This is a genomic window from Rhodococcus sp. GXMU-t2271 (genome assembly GCF_041414735.1).
Classification (GTDB): Bacteria; Actinomycetota; Actinomycetes; order Mycobacteriales; family Mycobacteriaceae; genus Rhodococcus; species Rhodococcus indonesiensis.
In genome coordinates this window covers 105,010-119,521 of sequence record NZ_JAUIZP010000027.1, presented here as the reverse complement: position 1 = coordinate 119,521, position 14,512 = coordinate 105,010, and the positions used below count along the sequence as shown (strand labels likewise).

Below are 14,512 nucleotides of genomic sequence, written 5' to 3'. Positions count from 1 at the left end.
TCGAAAGAGAGAACAGCCATGGCTGTCGTAACAATGAAGCAGCTGCTCGACAGCGGCGCCCACTTCGGTCACCAGACCCGTCGCTGGAACCCGAAGATGAAGCGGTTCATCTTCACCGACCGCAACGGCATCTACATCATCGACCTGCAGCAGACCCTGACGTACATCGACAAGGCGTACGAGTTCATCAAGGAGACGGTCGCCCACGGTGGCACCGTGCTGTTCGTCGGCACCAAGAAGCAGGCGCAGGAGTCCATCGCGGAAGAGGCCACCCGGGTCGGGATGCCCTACGTGAACCAGCGCTGGCTCGGCGGCATGCTCACCAACTTCTCCACCGTCCACAAGCGCCTGCAGCGCCTGAAGGAGCTGGAGTCGATGGAGCAGACCGGTGGGTTCGAGGGTCGCACCAAGAAGGAAATCCTCATGCTCACGCGTGAGAAGACCAAGCTCGAGCGCACCCTCGGTGGCATCCGCGACATGGCCAAGGTGCCGTCGGCGATCTGGGTCGTCGACACCAACAAGGAGCACATCGCCGTCGGCGAGGCCCGCAAGCTGAACATCCCGGTCGTCGCGATCCTCGACACCAACTGCGATCCCGACGTCGTCGACTACCCGATCCCGGGCAACGACGATGCGATCCGTTCGGCTGCGCTGCTGACCAAGGTCGTCGCCTCCGCCGTCGCCGAGGGCGTGCAGGCCCGCGCCGGCCAGAGCGCCGACAAGGACGCCAAGCCGGAGGCCGGCGCCGGCGAGCCGCTCGCCGAGTGGGAGCAGGAGCTGCTCGCGCAGGCCACCCCGGCCGCCGAAGCCGAGGCCCCCGCCGCCGACGCGGCGCCCTCCGCCGAAGCCTGATCCGATGCGCGGCCCCGACCGGTAGATCCTGAGATCATGGTCGGGGCCGTCGCACGCGACCGCGCCGCATCAGTGCACCCGCACGCGACCGAGCCGCATCAGAGGAAACTTCCGCGCGAGCACCCATCGCGCACAACAGACACAGGAGGCTCGCTTCCCATGGCGAACTACACCGCCGCCGACGTCAAGCGTCTGCGTGAGCTCACCGGCTCCGGAATGCTGGCGTGCAAGAACGCCCTCGCCGACAACGACGGCGACTTCGACAAGGCCGTCGAGCAGCTGCGCATCAAGGGCGCCAAGGACGTGGGCAAGCGCGCCGAGCGCTCCACCGCCGAGGGCCTGGTCGCCGCGAAGAACGGCGTGCTCATCGAGCTCAACTCCGAGACCGACTTCGTCGCCAAGAACGACGAGTTCCAGGCTCTCGCCGAGAAGATCGTCACCGCTGCGGCCGAGGCCGAGCCGGCCGACCTCGAGGCCCTCAAGGCCGTCGAGGTCGACGGCAAGACCGTCGACACCCTCGTGCAGGAGCTCTCCGCCAAGATCGGCGAGAAGCTCGAGCTGCGCCGTCTCGCCGTCTTCGACGGCCCCGTCGCGGTGTACCTGCACAAGCGTGCGTCCGACCTGCCGCCGGCTGTCGGCGTGCTCGTCGAGTACTCCGGTGAGGGTGACGCCGCCGCAGAGGCCGCCCGTGCCGCCGCGATGCAGGTCGCCGCGCTGAAGGCGAAGTACCTCTCCCGCGACGAGGTTCCGGCCGACACGGTCGAGAACGAGCGCCGCATCGCGGAGGAGACCGCCAAGAACGAGGGCAAGCCGGAGGCCGCCCTGCCGAAGATCGTCGAGGGCCGGCTCAACGGCTTCTTCAAGGACGTCGTGCTGCTCGAGCAGGCCTCGGTGACGGACTCGAAGAAGACCGTCAAGGCGCTGCTCGACGATGCCGGTGCCACCGTGTCGCGCTTCGTGCGTTTCGAGGTCGGCGGCAGCTAGACCTCTCGTTTCCTCGACCCCGTCGGCGCTCGCCGGCGGGGTCGAGGCGCGTCGGCGACCCGATATCGGGCCGATCGGACACTCGCGCCCCCGTCTCGGTTCCACGGGGTCGGATGAGGCAGGATGAAAGGGCCGACCCACCGCTCGACCCGAGGAGAACCATGTCCGAACACGCCCAGGAACGTCCCGGTTTCCGTCGGGTGCTGCTCAAGCTCGGTGGGGAGATGTTCGGCGGGGGCAAGGTCGGTCTCGACCCGGACGTGGTGACGACCGTGGCCGAGGAGATCGCCGAGGTCGTCCGCTCCGGGGTGGAGGTGGCGGTGGTCATCGGCGGCGGCAACTTCTTCCGGGGCGCCGAACTGCAGCAGCGCGGTCTCGACCGCGCTCGCTCCGACTACATGGGCATGCTCGGCACGGTAATGAATTCCCTTGCGTTGCAGGATTTCCTGGAGAAGCAGGGCGTGGACACCCGCGTCCAGACCGCTATCACGATGGGGCAGGTCGCCGAGCCGTACCTGCCGCTGCGTGCCCGCCGGCATCTCGAGAAGGGCCGCGTGGTGATCTTCGGTGCCGGCATGGGCATGCCGTACTTCTCCACCGACACCACCGCCGCGCAGCGCGCCCTCGAGATCGGCGCGGAGGTGGTCCTGATGGCCAAGGCCGTCGACGGGGTCTACTCGGCCGACCCCCGGATCGACGCCGACGCGACCCTGTTCACCGAGATCACCCACCGCGAGGTCATCGAGAAGGGCCTCAAGGTCGCGGATGCGACCGCCTTCAGTCTCTGCATGGACAACGACATGCCGATCATGGTCTTCAACCTGCTCACCGAGGGGAATATCGCTCGGGCTGTCGCCGGTGAGAAGATCGGAACACTCGTACGGTCATGAACGGACAACGGAACATGGAGGAACAGCCGTGATCGATGAAGCTCTCTTCGAAGCCGAGGAGAAGATGGAAAAGGCCGTCACGGTGGCCAAGGACGATCTCGGATCCATCCGCACCGGCCGCGCGAACCCCGGCATGTTCTCCAGGATCGTCGTCGACTACTACGGCGCGCCCACCCCGGTCACGCAGATGGCCAGCATCAACGTCCCCGAGGCGCGCATGGTGGTCGTCAAACCCTACGAGGCCTCGCAGCTCGGCCCGATCGAGACCGCGATCCGCAACTCCGACCTGGGCGTCAATCCGACCAACGACGGGTCCCTGATCCGCATCTCCATCCCGCAGCTGACCGAGGAACGCCGCCGCGAGCTGGTCAAGCAGGCCAAGGCCAAGGGCGAGGACGCCAAGGTGTCCGTGCGCAACGTGCGACGGAAGGCGATGGAGGAGCTGCACCGCATCCAGAAGGACGGCGAGGCCGGCGAGGACGACGTCACCCGCGCGGAAAAGGAGCTCGACAAGACCACGGCGAAGTACGTGGCGCAGATCGACGAGCTGGTCAAGCACAAGGAAGCCGAGCTGCTGGAGGTTTAACCGTGGGTACCGCCGCCGGGTCGTCCGATCCGCAGCTCCCCCTGGGCGTCACCGACGCCGACTCGGCGGCCGACGCCGCGAAGGCGGGCACCGAGGTCCCGCCGGGCCGGCCCGATCCGACCCCTGCCGCGGAGCCGGAGAAGAAGGCGTCCCGCGCCGGCCGGAACCTGCCCGCCGCCGTGGGCGTGGGCGCCGGGCTCGGTGGCCTCGTCATCGGCGTGCTCGCGTTCGCCCCCAAGGCCTGGCTCCTCGTCGTCGCGGTGGCCATCGCGATCGCCACCTGGGAGGTCACCAAGCGCCTGCGTGAGGCGGACGTCCTGGTTCCCCGGGTCCCGCTCCTGGTCGGGGGGCAGGCGATGATCTGGCTCGGCTGGCCCTACGGCACCACCGGCGTGCTCGGCGCCTTCGCCGGCACCACCGTCGTGTCGATGCTGTGGCGGCTGTTCGACCGCGGACTGCGCGGCCGGCCCCGCAACTACCTGCGCGACACCGCGGTCACCGTCTTCACCGCGGCATGGGTACCTTTCCTCGCGTCGTTCGCGACGCTGATGGTCCTCGAGGACGACGGTGCCGCCCGGGTGTTCTGCCTGATGATCGTGTGCGTCGCATCCGACGTCGGCGGATACGCGTCCGGGGTGCTGTTCGGCAAGCACCCGATGGCGCCCGCGATCAGCCCGAAGAAGTCCTGGGAGGGTTTCGGCGGCTCGGTTCTCGCCTGCACCGTCGCCGGTGTGCTCACGGTGACCCTGCTGCTCGACGCCGCCTGGTGGATCGGTGTGCTCCTCGGCGTCGTGCTCGCCGCCACGGCCACGGCGAGCGACCTGATCGAGTCGCAGGTCAAACGGGATCTCGGCATCAAGGACATGGGCACCCTGCTGCCCGGCCACGGCGGGATCATGGATCGGCTGGACTCCATCCTGCCGTCCGCGTTCGTCACCTGGCTCGTCCTCGGGGCCTTCGTCTAGGCCGGTGACGAGAAGGCAGCGGTCCGACACGCACGGGGTGGTGCCCAGCCCCAACATCTGGCACTGGCCGGAGGTCTACGAGGAAGAGAACCGCGCCCAGGACGTCCACGGCGTCGTGTACACGGCGCTGCGCGAGGCATACGACTGGGCCGGTCGGGACGTGGTCGACGTGGGCTGCGGCACCGGCTTCCACCTGCCGATGTTCGCGGCCGCGGCGCGCACCGTGACCGGTGTCGAACCGCACCCGCCGCTGGTGGAACTGGCACGGCGACGGATGCGGGGCCAACCGGGCGTGCGAGTGCAGACCGGTTCGGCCGAGCACCTGCCGCTCGCGGACAGCAGCGTGGACCTCGTGCACGCCCGTACCGCGTACTTCTTCGGTCCCGGGTGCGGGGCAGGTATCGCCGAGGCGATGCGCGTGCTGCGGCCCGGCGGCGCCCTCGCGATCGTCGATCTCGACGCGACCGCCCATCCGTACGGCGAATGGATGCGCGCGGACCTGCCGCACTACGACCCGCGCACAGTCGAGGCGTTCTTCGACGCCCAAGGTTTCGACCTGCGCCGGCTCGACACGGAGTGGCGTTTCCCGGACCGCGCCACGCTCGAGCGCGTACTCGGCATCGAGTTCGGCCCGCGGGTGGCCGAGCGCGCGGTGCGTGGCACGGCAGGCACCGCCCTCACGGTGCGCTACCGGCTGCACGTGCGCCGCAAGCCCCGGGGACTGGAGATCGCCTGACCGTGCCGTGAACCTGCCGGGGGTCGCGAACCTGCCGGGGCCGCGAACCTACCGGTGGTGGGTGCCCCGGATGCGGAACACCCGGGCCAGTTCGCTGATCCTCTTGGCCTTGGCCAGGCGGGGCAGGTCACTGCCGTCGCGCACACCGCGGCCGTCCTCCCCGAGTGTGTCGATCACGTCGCGGGCCCAGCCGACCTCGTCGGAACTGGGGCTCAGGGCGGCGTTGGCGAACGGTGCCCGGGCCGGGGTCATGCACAGCTTCCCGGTCATTCCCATGGAGGCGGTCAGCTTCGCCTCCCGCTCGAGAACCTCGGGGTCGTCGGTCAGCGACGGTCCGTCGACGGGACCGGGCAGGCGGGCCGCCCGGCTCGACACGACCAGGCGGGAACGCGGGTACGCCATCGCGAGCGGGGAGTCGTCCATTCCGGTGTCGCGGCGGAAGTCGCCGCTGCCGAAAGCCAGCCGGAACGTCCCGTCGGCGCGGGCGATCTCGGGCGTGGCCTCGAGGCCCACCGCCGACTCGATGAGCACGAGGATGCGGGTTCCGGGCGGCAACTGAGCGGCGGTGGCGTCGACCTGCTGGCCGCTTTCGGTCTTGGCGAGCATCACGCCCTGCAGGCCGGGAACCGCGGCGAGCGCGGCGAGATCGTCGGCCCAGTGCACGGTGGTGGCGTCGTTGATCCGCACCCAGGCACGGCCACCGCCGCGCAGCCATTCGACGACGTGACCCCGTGCGGCGGCTTTGCCGGCCGCCGGCACGGCGTCCTCGAGGTCGAGGATCACGGCATCGGCTGCGGACGCGGCAGCCGCCGCGAAGCGCTCCGGGGCGGTGCCCGGAACGAGCAGCCAGGATCGGGCGAGCTCGGGTGCGACGGTGGCGGAGGCGGGGGCATCCAGGTGGGCGGTCACGTCAGGCTCCTCGGGTGAAGGTCTTGTCTCCAGGGTGCCCTCTTGTCGCCGCGTTGGGGAGATTGGGTGCGTTGTGTTCGTCACCCGCCGCTGGGCGGCGCTGTGTCACCGCCGCTTCGCGGCACGCTTGATCTGCAGGATCCGCACACCGCCCGCCAGCGCCATGACGAGGGCTCCCGCGATGGCCGACAGCAGCAGGCTCACCCCCAGCGGCAGGGTGAACTCCCAGGCGAACAGTTCCATGGTGACCGAGTCGAGGTTCTGCAGGATGAACACGAGCAGCAGGATCAGGACCAGAACACCGATGACCAGGCCGGTCCACGTCGATGCCGCGCGGCTGCGGTCGAGGGGAATCTCCGGCGCGGGACGGAGGTCGGAATCGGGCGTGGCCTTCGTCGAGCCCTGCCGGTCGGGCCGATCCCCGCCGGGCAGGTCCGGTACCGGATCGGGCAGATTCGCGGGGCGGTCGGTCATGGATCGATCATCTCGCTCCGGCTGCCGCTGCACACCGTATTCGGCGAGGAAGACCGGCTCCGCCGCCGTAATGGATAATGGGTCATTATGCCCTCCTCTCTTCCCCTGGTTTTCGACGCGCCCAAACGCGGTATGCCGCCGCGTCACCTCGCCGACCTCGACGCCGAGCAGCGCCGGGCGGCCGTGCGTGAACTGGGCCTGCCGGCCTTCCGGGCCGATCAGCTGGCCCGGCACTACTACGGGCGGCTCGAGGCCGATCCGGAGAAGATGACGGATCTGCCGGCGAAGGTGCGCGAGCAGGTGGGGGCGGCGTTCTTCCCCGCGTTGCTGACACCGGTCAAGCACGTGGCGTGCGACGGCGGCGAGACCCGCAAGACGCTGTGGCGCGCCGGGGACGGCACCCTCCTCGAGAGTGTGCTCATGCGCTACCCCGACCGCGCCACCCTGTGCATCTCGAGCCAGGCCGGCTGCGGGATGGCCTGCCCGTTCTGCGCGACCGGCCAGGGCGGCCTGGATCGGAACCTGTCCACCGCCGAGATCGTCGATCAGGTGCGCGCCGCGGCCGCGGCCCTGCGCGACGGTGACGTGGCCGGGGGACCGGGTCGTCTGTCCAACGTGGTGTTCATGGGGATGGGGGAGCCGCTGGCGAACTACAAGCGGGTGGTGGCCGCGGTGCGGCGCATCACCGCCCCGCCGCCGGAGGGACTGGGCCTGTCGCAGCGGTCGGTCACCGTCTCCACCGTCGGTCTGGCGCCGGCGATCCGCCGGCTGGCCGACGAGGGACTGCACGTGACCCTCGCCGTGTCGCTGCACACGCCGGACGACGAACTGCGCGACACGCTGGTGCCGGTCAACAACCGCTGGCCCGTCGCCGAGGTGCTCGACGCCGCGCGCTACTACGCCGACCGGACCGGTCGCCGTGTCTCCGTCGAGTACGCCCTGATCCGCGACGTCAACGACCAGCCGTGGCGGGCGGACATGCTGGGCAAGAAGCTGCACAAGGCGCTCGGCCCGCTGGTGCACGTGAACCTGATCCCGCTCAACCCGACGCCGGGCAGCGAATGGGACGCCAGCCCGAAGCCGGTCGAGCGCGAGTTCGTTCGTCGCGTCCAGGCTCAGGGGGTCTCGTGCACCGTGCGGGACACCCGGGGCCAGGAGATCGCGGCAGCCTGCGGCCAGCTCGCCGCCGAGAACTGAACACGGACTCGCGGCAAGCGAAGGGTCCGCCCGGGACGAACCGGGCGGACCCTTCGGTGTTGCTGTGGGGACGTGCGGCTACCTGCGGCGCCGGCGCTGGACGATGTCGCGCACCAGGATGGCGACGAGCAGCGCGGCGAAACCGATCAGGAACCAGTTCTCGACGTTGCCGTTGTGGTTGCCGATGATCATCGCCAGCAGGAACAGGGCGATGAGCCAGCCCATGAAACGGAACAGGCGGGGCGCCTCGCCACTCCAGCCCCACTCCGCCGACGGCACCTCGGCCGTGTCGACGCCAGTGGTCTTCAACTCGGTACCGGCCACCGCTTGTCCTCCTGGTCGCAAAGATCTTCGCTGTTGGGCCAATCGTGACATACGACCGCCCGTCGTACGAAGTGGGGGCGCGCTCCCGCGCGCCGGGCGGGTGATTCAGCCTCCCCTCAGGGCGGTCGGGAACAATGTCGGCGTGGCCGACTCGCAACCCAGCTCCCGCACCCGTGTCCTGCTGCTCGGCAGCACCGGCTCCATCGGCACCCAGGCACTCGAGGTGATCGCCGCCAACCCCGACCGGTTCGAGGTGGTCGGTCTCGCCGCCGGTGGTGGCAACATCGATCTGCTCGCCGAACAGATCCGCGTCACCGGTGTGACCGAGGTGGCCGTCGCGAACGCACAGGCCGCCGCGCGCCTCGACCTCCCGGGCCTGCAGGTCCGCAGCGGGCCGGAGGCGGTGACGAGGTTGGTGCGCGACGTGGAGGCCGACGTGGTGCTCAACGCCCTCGTCGGATCCCTCGGCCTGGAGCCGACGCTGGCCGCACTGGCGACGGGCGCACGCCTGGCGCTGGCCAACAAGGAGTCGCTCGTCGCGGGCGGCGCACTGGTCACCGCCGCCGCGGCCCCGGGGCAGATCGTGCCGGTGGACTCGGAGCACTCGGCGCTGGCCCAGTGCCTGCGCGGCGGCAGCCCCGACGAGGTGGCCCGGCTCGTGCTGACCGCCTCGGGTGGTCCGTTCCGCGGCTGGACGGCCGAACGGCTCGAGTCGGTCACCCCCGAGCAGGCCGGCGCCCACCCGACCTGGTCGATGGGCCCGATGAACACCCTGAACTCGGCGACCCTGGTGAACAAGGGACTGGAGCTGATCGAGACGCACCTGCTGTTCGGCATCGGTTACGACCGGATCGACGTCACCGTGCACCCGCAGTCGATCGTGCACTCGATGGTCACCTTCACCGACGGTTCCACCCTCGCCCAGGCGTCGCCGCCGTCGATGAAGCTGCCCATCGCGCTCGCGTTGGGCTGGCCGCACCGGATCGCGGACGCGGCGCCGGCCCTCGACTTCGCGACCGCCTCGACCTGGGAGTTCGAGCCGGTGGCGCACGACGTGTTCCCGGCGATCGAGCTGGCACGGGCCGCGGGGGAGGGCGGTGGCTGCCTGACCGCGGTGTACAACGCCGCCAACGAGGTGGCCGCGGAGGCGTTCCTCGCCGGTGCCCTGCCGTTCCCCGGGATCGTGCGCACGGTGGCGGCGGTGCTGTCCGACGCCGACGACTGGTCCGCCGCACCCGCTACCGTGGAAGATGTGCTCGCCGCCGACGGCTGGGCTCGGGACCGAGCCCACGCGCTCGTGAAGTAGGAGGACCGGCCACCGATGATGTTCGTTCTGGGCGTCGTGCTGTTCGCCCTCGGCATCGCCGTATCCATCGCCCTGCACGAGGCCGGACACATGTGGACCGCGCAGCGTCTGGGGATGAAGGTGCGGCGCTACTACATCGGGTTCGGGCCGCGGCTGTTCTCGTTCCGGCGCGGTGAGACCGAGTACGGCCTCAAGGCGATCCCGGCGGGCGGGTTCTGCGACATCGCGGGCATGACTGCGCTCGACGAGCTGGCTCCGGACGAGCACGAGCGCGCCATGTTCAAGCAGAAGGCGTGGAAGCGCGTCGTGGTGATGTCCGGCGGCATCGCGATGAACTTCGTCCTCGGCATGGTGCTGATCTTCGGGCTCGCCGTGGCGTGGGGTCTGCCCCGGCTGGGGGAGACCCCGGCGGAGATCGGCGAGCTCTCGTGCGTCGCACCGACCCAGGCCGGTGAGTCCGGGGGCTACGAGCTCGCGCCGTGCAGCGGGCCGGGTCCGGCCGCCGCTGCCGGCCTCGAAGTCGGGGACGTCGTCGTCTCCGTCGGCGGCACCGAGGTCGCGACGTTCGCGGACCTGGTCGACGTCACCCGCGCCGCGACCGGCACGGTGGATTTCGTCGTCGAGCGCGACGGCCGCACGTTGACGATCCCGGTGCCGGTCCAGTCCGCCCAGCGGTGGGTGCAGGACCCCGAGACGGGCGCGATCACTTCGGAGACCGTCAGCGCCATCGGCGTGGCCGCGCCGCCGTCCGTCACCGAGTACAACGCGGTCACGGCGGTGGGTGGCACGCTGCAGTTCACCGGCGACATGTTCGTCCTCACCGCGCAGGCCCTCGCCGACCTGCCCAGCAAGGTGGGGGCGCTGTGGGAGTCGGTGACGGGCGGCGAACGCGACCCCGACACCCCGATCAGCGTGGTCGGCGCCTCCGTCATCGGTGGGCAGGTCGCCGAGCGTGGCATCTGGCAGATGTTCGTCCTGCTGCTCGCGCAGCTGAACTTCTTCCTGGGCATGTTCAACCTGCTCCCGCTGCTGCCGCTCGACGGCGGCCACATCGCCGTCGTCGCGTACGAGAAGGTCCGCAACTGGATCCGCGGGCTGCGCGGGCTGCCGGTCGGCGGCCCGGTCGACTACACGAAGCTGCTACCCGTCACCTACGTGTTCGTCCTCATCGGCGGCGCGTTCATGCTGTTGACACTCACCGCGGACATCGTCAACCCCATCCAGCTGTTCTGACCCGCATCGCTAGAATTGCCGCGTAGCTACGAAAGAAGGCGAAACGTGACCAGCCCCGTCGGTTTGGGCATGCCCGAAGTCCCCGCCGTCCTCGCGCCCCGGCGCAAGACCCGTCAACTCATGGTCGGCGACGTCGGCGTGGGCAGCGACCACCCGGTGTCGGTGCAATCGATGTGCACCACCAAGACACACGACGTCAACGCGACGCTGCAGCAGATCGCCGAGCTCACCGCGTCCGGCTGCGACATCGTCCGGGTCGCGTGCCCGCGCCAGGAGGACGCCGACGCGCTCGCCACGATCGCGAAGAAGAGCCAGATCCCGGTCATCGCGGACATCCACTTCCAGCCGCGCTACATCTTCGCCGCCATCGACGCCGGCTGCGCCGCGGTGCGCGTCAACCCCGGCAACATCAAGGAGTTCGACGGCCGCGTCAAGGAGGTCGCCAAGGCCGCCGGTGACGCGGGCATCCCGGTCCGTATCGGGGTCAACGCCGGCTCGCTGGATCCGCGCATCCTGAGCAAGTACGGCAAGGCCACGCCCGAGGCGCTCGTCGAATCCGCGTTGTGGGAGGCGAGCCTGTTCGAGGAGCACGGCTTCGGCGACCTCAAGATCTCGGTCAAGCACAACGACCCCGTCGTGATGGTCGAGGCCTACCGTCAGCTCGCCGCGCAGTGCGACTACCCGCTGCATCTGGGGGTAACCGAGGCCGGGCCCGCGTTCCAGGGCACGATCAAGTCGGCCGTCGCGTTCGGTGCGCTGCTCAGCGAGGGCATCGGCGACACCATCCGGGTGTCGCTGTCGGCGCCGCCCGCCGAGGAGATCAAGGTCGGCACCCAGATCCTGCAGTCGCTGAACCTGCGCCCGCGCAAGCTCGAGATCGTCTCCTGCCCGTCGTGCGGCCGCGCCCAGGTCGACGTCTACACCCTCGCCGACGAGGTCACCGCCGGCCTGCAGGGCATGGAGGTGCCGCTGCGGGTCGCGGTCATGGGATGCGTCGTCAACGGCCCCGGGGAGGCACGCGAGGCCGACCTCGGCGTCGCGTCCGGCAACGGCAAGGGCCAGATCTTCGTCAAGGGCAAGGTCGTCAAGACCGTGCCCGAGGCCCAGATCGTCGAGACCCTGATCGAGGAGGCCATGCGCATCGCCGAGGAGATGGAAGGCGACGCCGGCACCGGAAACGCGGTGGTCTCGGTCGGCTGAACCGGTTCGGCGGGCACAGGACTCCCGCGCGGCCCCGGCTTCTGGCAGTCTGATTGCGTATCCGCAGTCGACAGGTGGTGGGACGTGCTCAAGCTTCTGGGAGTCCGGTCTCTCGGTGGCCGTGACACCGCACACGTGTTGCGGGTGCTGGCCCGCGATCCGGTGGCGGCGTGCATGGTGGCCGGCCGGATCGAGGAGTACGGTCTCGATTCCCGCGCAGTCGGCGGCGACATGTGGAGCCGGGGCGGACCCGACGAGTCGCTGTGCTTCTCGGGGGCGAACCTCGTCCCGCTGCTCGGTGATCGCGACGATCTGCACGCCTTCGCGGACCGCGCCGCCCGTGGCCCCCGCCTGTGCTCGTCGCTCGTCGGCCGCGCCGAACTCGCACTGCCGATGTGGGAGGTCCTGCAGCCGGAATGGGGTCCCGCGCGCGAGGTGCGGGCCGAACAACCGCTGCTGGTACTCGACCGGGAACCCCTCGTCGTCCCCGACCCGCTGGTGCGGCGCGTGCGACCGGACGAGATCGACGCCTACATGCCGGCCGCGATCGCCATGTTCCGCGAGGAGGTCGGGGTGGACCCGTGCGCGGGCGACGGCGGATCGGGATACCGCCGCCGGGTCCAGAGCCTGATCGCCACCGGACGCGCATGGGCCCGCTTCGAGCACGGCCGCGTGGTGTTCAAGGCCGAGATCGGCTCCCAGTCCTCGTCGGTGGGGCAGATCCAGGGTGTGTGGGTGGACCCCGGCAGGCGCGACGCCGGCCTCGGCTCGACCGGCACCGCGGCCGTCGCCGCCGCCGTCACCGCCGGTGGCCGGCTGCCGAGCCTGTACGTCAACAGCTTCAATCACCGCGCCCGCGCGGCGTATGCCCGTATCGGCTTCCGGCAGGTCGCGACCTTCTGCACGGTTCTGCTGGACTGAGGGGCCGCTTCGACCGGGTCCGTGTCGCCTCCCCGATCCCGGGTGCCACCGGTCCTACGATGACGGCGATGAGAACTCGATCCACCCGCGCCCCGGTCCCGCCTGTCCGGTTCGTCGCGGCACCGCGCCGGCTCGTGCCGATCCTGGCAGCCGCCGTCGCGCTGGCCGGCGGCGTCGTGGCATGCACTCCGAAACCCGCCGGACCGGAGCCTGCCGCCCAGGAGTTCCTCACCGACTTCGCCGACCGGGACTTCGCCGCGGCCGCTGCCCTGACCGATCGTCCCGAGTCGGCCGAGGAGGCGCTCGCGGCGACGTGGTCGGGGCTGCAGGCGGAAGGGCTCGAGGTGGACACCGACGGGGTGCGGATCGAGGGGGACACCGCGACCGTCACCTACGTCTACGAGTGGGACCTGCCCGGCGAGCGTGTGTGGCGGTACTCCGGGCAGATGAACATGGGCCGCAGCGGCGAGGACTGGGTGGTGCGCTGGACGCGATCGAACCTGCATCCCCAGCTCGGGGACCGGCAGCGGATGCAGCTGCGGACCAATCCCGCCCCGCGTGCCCGCGTCAACGAGCATTCCGGCTCGGACGTGCTCGTCCCGGGCATCGTCTACGGAATCGGTTTCGATGCTGCGCAGGCCGGCGACGTCCGGGCGGCGGCGCGGTCGCTGTCGGCGGCGCTGACCGAGTTCGACCCGTCGCTGACCGCGCAGTCGATCGCCGAGACCGCGACGGCCGCCGACGGCGCCTACTCGGTCGTGCGGCTGCGCGAGGAGGACTACGAACGCGTCGCCGACACCCTCGCGGCGGTGCCCGGCGTCACGATCACCGAGCAGGCCGATCTCGTCGCCACCGACCGCACCTTCGCCCCCGACCTCGTCGGCCAGGTCAAGAAGACCGTCATCGACGAGGTGGACGGCAAGGCCGGGTGGAGCGTCGTCGCGGTCAACCAGAACGGTGTCGACACCGGGGTGCTCACCGAGACCCCACCCGAACCCGCGCCGTCCTTCTCGGTCAGCCTGGACCGTCCCATCCAGGTGGCAGCGCAGGCCGCCGTGGACGCGCGCACCGACCAGGCGATGATGGTGGTGATCGAGGCATCGACCGGCGCGGTCCTCGCCGTCGCGCAGAACAAGGCCGCCGACCGGGACGGCCCCGTCGCGCTGGCCGGGCAGTATCCCCCCGGCTCGACCTTCAAGATCATCACCTCCGGCGCCGCGATCTCCGGAGGTGTCGCCACCCCCGGCACGATGGTGCCCTGCCCGGGCCGGATCACGATCGGCGAACGCAGCGTCCCGAACTACAACGAGTTCTCCGTCGGCACCGTGCCGATGGCGACGGCGTTCGCGCGCTCGTGCAACACCTCGTTCGCCAAGATCGCCTCCGAGCTGGCGCCCGACGCCCTCACCGTGGCGGCGTCCCAGTTCGGCATCGGTCCTGACTACGACATCGTGGGCATGCCCACGTTCTCCGGGTCGGTGCCGCCCGCCGAGGACATGGTCCAGCGCGCCGAGGACGGCTTCGGTCAGGGGCGTGTCGTCGTCAGCCCGTTCGGGATGGCGCTCGCCGCGGCGACCGTCGCGCACGGGAGCACCCCGGTGCCGTACCTGCTGCAGGGACGCGAGACCGTCGTGACCGGGGACCGGCCGCCGGTGACCCCGGAGATGGTCGACGGCCTGCGCGGCATGATGCGCCTGGTGATCACCAGCGGCACCGCCGAACGCATCCGCGACCAGGGCGAGGTGTACGGCAAGACCGGGGAGGCCGAGGTCGAGGGCGGTTCGCATGCCTGGTTCGTCGGCTACCGCGGGGACCTGGCGTTCGCGACGCTCGTCGTGCGCGGCGGCAGTTCCGACAACGCCGTCGCTGTCACGCGCGACATGTTCGCGGCGCTGCCGGAGGGCTACTGACCGGCCGGACGCGGCGCGGGAGAGC

The 14,512-nt window shown here is 70.5% G+C and carries 15 protein-coding genes; 12 read left to right on the top strand and 3 right to left on the bottom strand.

Annotated features, from left to right (window positions below; translation table 11 throughout):
- The first annotated feature begins 18 nt into the window (after positions 1-18).
- The 6 genes from rpsB to QYS60_RS10555 all read left to right on the top strand — a co-directional run bounded on the left by rpsB (position 19) and on the right by QYS60_RS10555 (position 5,013).
- Positions 19-852, top strand: coding sequence for a 30S ribosomal protein S2 (gene rpsB / locus QYS60_RS10580; protein WP_003939003.1), 834 nt, complete (start codon positions 19-21; stop codon positions 850-852).
- A 159-nt stretch (positions 853-1,011) separates the two neighbouring features.
- Complete coding sequence (gene tsf / locus QYS60_RS10575) at positions 1,012-1,836, top strand: translation elongation factor Ts (protein ID WP_064066627.1); 825 nt, start codon at positions 1,012-1,014, stop codon at positions 1,834-1,836.
- A gap of 161 nt (positions 1,837-1,997) precedes the next feature.
- Positions 1,998-2,726, top strand: coding sequence for a UMP kinase (pyrH, locus tag QYS60_RS10570; protein ID WP_003939001.1), 729 nt, complete (start codon positions 1,998-2,000; stop codon positions 2,724-2,726).
- A gap of 28 nt (positions 2,727-2,754) precedes the next feature.
- Positions 2,755-3,312, top strand: a complete 558-nt coding sequence (gene frr, locus QYS60_RS10565) for a ribosome recycling factor (RefSeq protein ID WP_006937444.1) — start codon at positions 2,755-2,757, stop codon at positions 3,310-3,312.
- Between the two features lie 2 nt (positions 3,313-3,314).
- Entirely contained in the window at positions 3,315-4,277 is a 963-nt protein-coding gene (locus QYS60_RS10560; protein WP_010592738.1) for a phosphatidate cytidylyltransferase, read from the top strand.
- 37 nt (positions 4,278-4,314) lie between these two features.
- The gene (locus QYS60_RS10555) at positions 4,315-5,013 is read left to right on the top strand and encodes a class I SAM-dependent methyltransferase (RefSeq protein WP_010592737.1); all 699 of its coding nucleotides are present in this window, start codon (positions 4,315-4,317) and stop codon (positions 5,011-5,013) included.
- Positions 5,014-5,061: 48 nt separating this feature from the next.
- Here QYS60_RS10555 and QYS60_RS10550 read toward each other — a convergent pair whose 3' ends face one another.
- Both QYS60_RS10550 and QYS60_RS10545 read right to left on the bottom strand, forming a co-directional pair.
- Positions 5,062-5,922, bottom strand: coding sequence for a CoA ester lyase (locus QYS60_RS10550; protein WP_017680559.1), 861 nt, complete (start codon positions 5,920-5,922; stop codon positions 5,062-5,064).
- Between the two features lie 105 nt (positions 5,923-6,027).
- A complete protein-coding gene (locus tag QYS60_RS10545) occupies positions 6,028-6,396 on the bottom strand; it encodes a lipopolysaccharide assembly LapA domain-containing protein (protein ID WP_040271831.1) in 369 nt (122 codons plus the stop codon).
- A gap of 87 nt (positions 6,397-6,483) precedes the next feature.
- Between QYS60_RS10545 and rlmN the strand changes: the two genes are divergently transcribed.
- Positions 6,484-7,593, top strand: coding sequence for a 23S rRNA (adenine(2503)-C(2))-methyltransferase RlmN (gene rlmN, locus QYS60_RS10540; protein WP_010592733.1), 1,110 nt, complete (start codon positions 6,484-6,486; stop codon positions 7,591-7,593).
- A 78-nt stretch (positions 7,594-7,671) separates the two neighbouring features.
- Here the strand turns inward: rlmN and QYS60_RS10535 are convergent, their stop codons facing one another.
- The gene (locus tag QYS60_RS10535) at positions 7,672-7,917 is read right to left on the bottom strand and encodes a DUF2631 domain-containing protein (protein WP_010592732.1); all 246 of its coding nucleotides are present in this window, start codon (positions 7,915-7,917) and stop codon (positions 7,672-7,674) included.
- Between the two features lie 142 nt (positions 7,918-8,059).
- On the opposite strand from QYS60_RS10535, the gene dxr reads away from it, so the two are divergent.
- The 5 genes from dxr (at position 8,060) to QYS60_RS10510 (ending at position 14,487) form a co-directional block, all read left to right on the top strand.
- Positions 8,060-9,223 (top strand): 1-deoxy-D-xylulose-5-phosphate reductoisomerase, encoded by a 1,164-nt coding sequence (dxr, locus tag QYS60_RS10530; RefSeq protein ID WP_371383092.1) that lies wholly within the window; start codon positions 8,060-8,062, stop codon positions 9,221-9,223.
- A 15-nt stretch (positions 9,224-9,238) separates the two neighbouring features.
- On the top strand, positions 9,239-10,456 hold the full coding sequence (locus tag QYS60_RS10525) for an RIP metalloprotease (protein WP_289379231.1): 1,218 nt from the start codon (positions 9,239-9,241) through the stop codon (positions 10,454-10,456).
- Between the two features lie 45 nt (positions 10,457-10,501).
- Complete coding sequence (gene ispG, locus QYS60_RS10520; protein ID WP_371383091.1) at positions 10,502-11,656, top strand: flavodoxin-dependent (E)-4-hydroxy-3-methylbut-2-enyl-diphosphate synthase; 1,155 nt, start codon at positions 10,502-10,504, stop codon at positions 11,654-11,656.
- Positions 11,657-11,740: 84 nt separating this feature from the next.
- Positions 11,741-12,577 (top strand): GNAT family N-acetyltransferase, encoded by an 837-nt coding sequence (locus tag QYS60_RS10515; RefSeq protein ID WP_003938990.1) that lies wholly within the window; start codon positions 11,741-11,743, stop codon positions 12,575-12,577.
- A gap of 68 nt (positions 12,578-12,645) precedes the next feature.
- Positions 12,646-14,487, top strand: a complete 1,842-nt coding sequence (locus QYS60_RS10510) for a penicillin-binding transpeptidase domain-containing protein (RefSeq protein WP_003938989.1) — start codon at positions 12,646-12,648, stop codon at positions 14,485-14,487.
- Positions 14,488-14,512 lie beyond the last annotated feature (25 nt).

Coding starts and splice junctions, on each gene's coding strand:
- rpsB (WP_003939003.1), top strand. CDS start 19: ATGGCTGTCGTAACAATGAAGCAGCTGCTCGACAGCGGCGCCCACTTC.
- tsf (WP_064066627.1), top strand. CDS start 1,012: ATGGCGAACTACACCGCCGCCGACGTCAAGCGTCTGCGTGAGCTCACC.
- pyrH (WP_003939001.1), top strand. CDS start 1,998: ATGTCCGAACACGCCCAGGAACGTCCCGGTTTCCGTCGGGTGCTGCTC.
- QYS60_RS10545 (WP_040271831.1), bottom strand. CDS start 6,396: ATGACCGACCGCCCCGCGAATCTGCCCGATCCGGTACCGGACCTGCCC.
- rlmN (WP_010592733.1), top strand. CDS start 6,484: ATGCCCTCCTCTCTTCCCCTGGTTTTCGACGCGCCCAAACGCGGTATG.
- QYS60_RS10525 (WP_289379231.1), top strand. CDS start 9,239: ATGATGTTCGTTCTGGGCGTCGTGCTGTTCGCCCTCGGCATCGCCGTA.
- QYS60_RS10510 (WP_003938989.1), top strand. CDS start 12,646: ATGAGAACTCGATCCACCCGCGCCCCGGTCCCGCCTGTCCGGTTCGTC.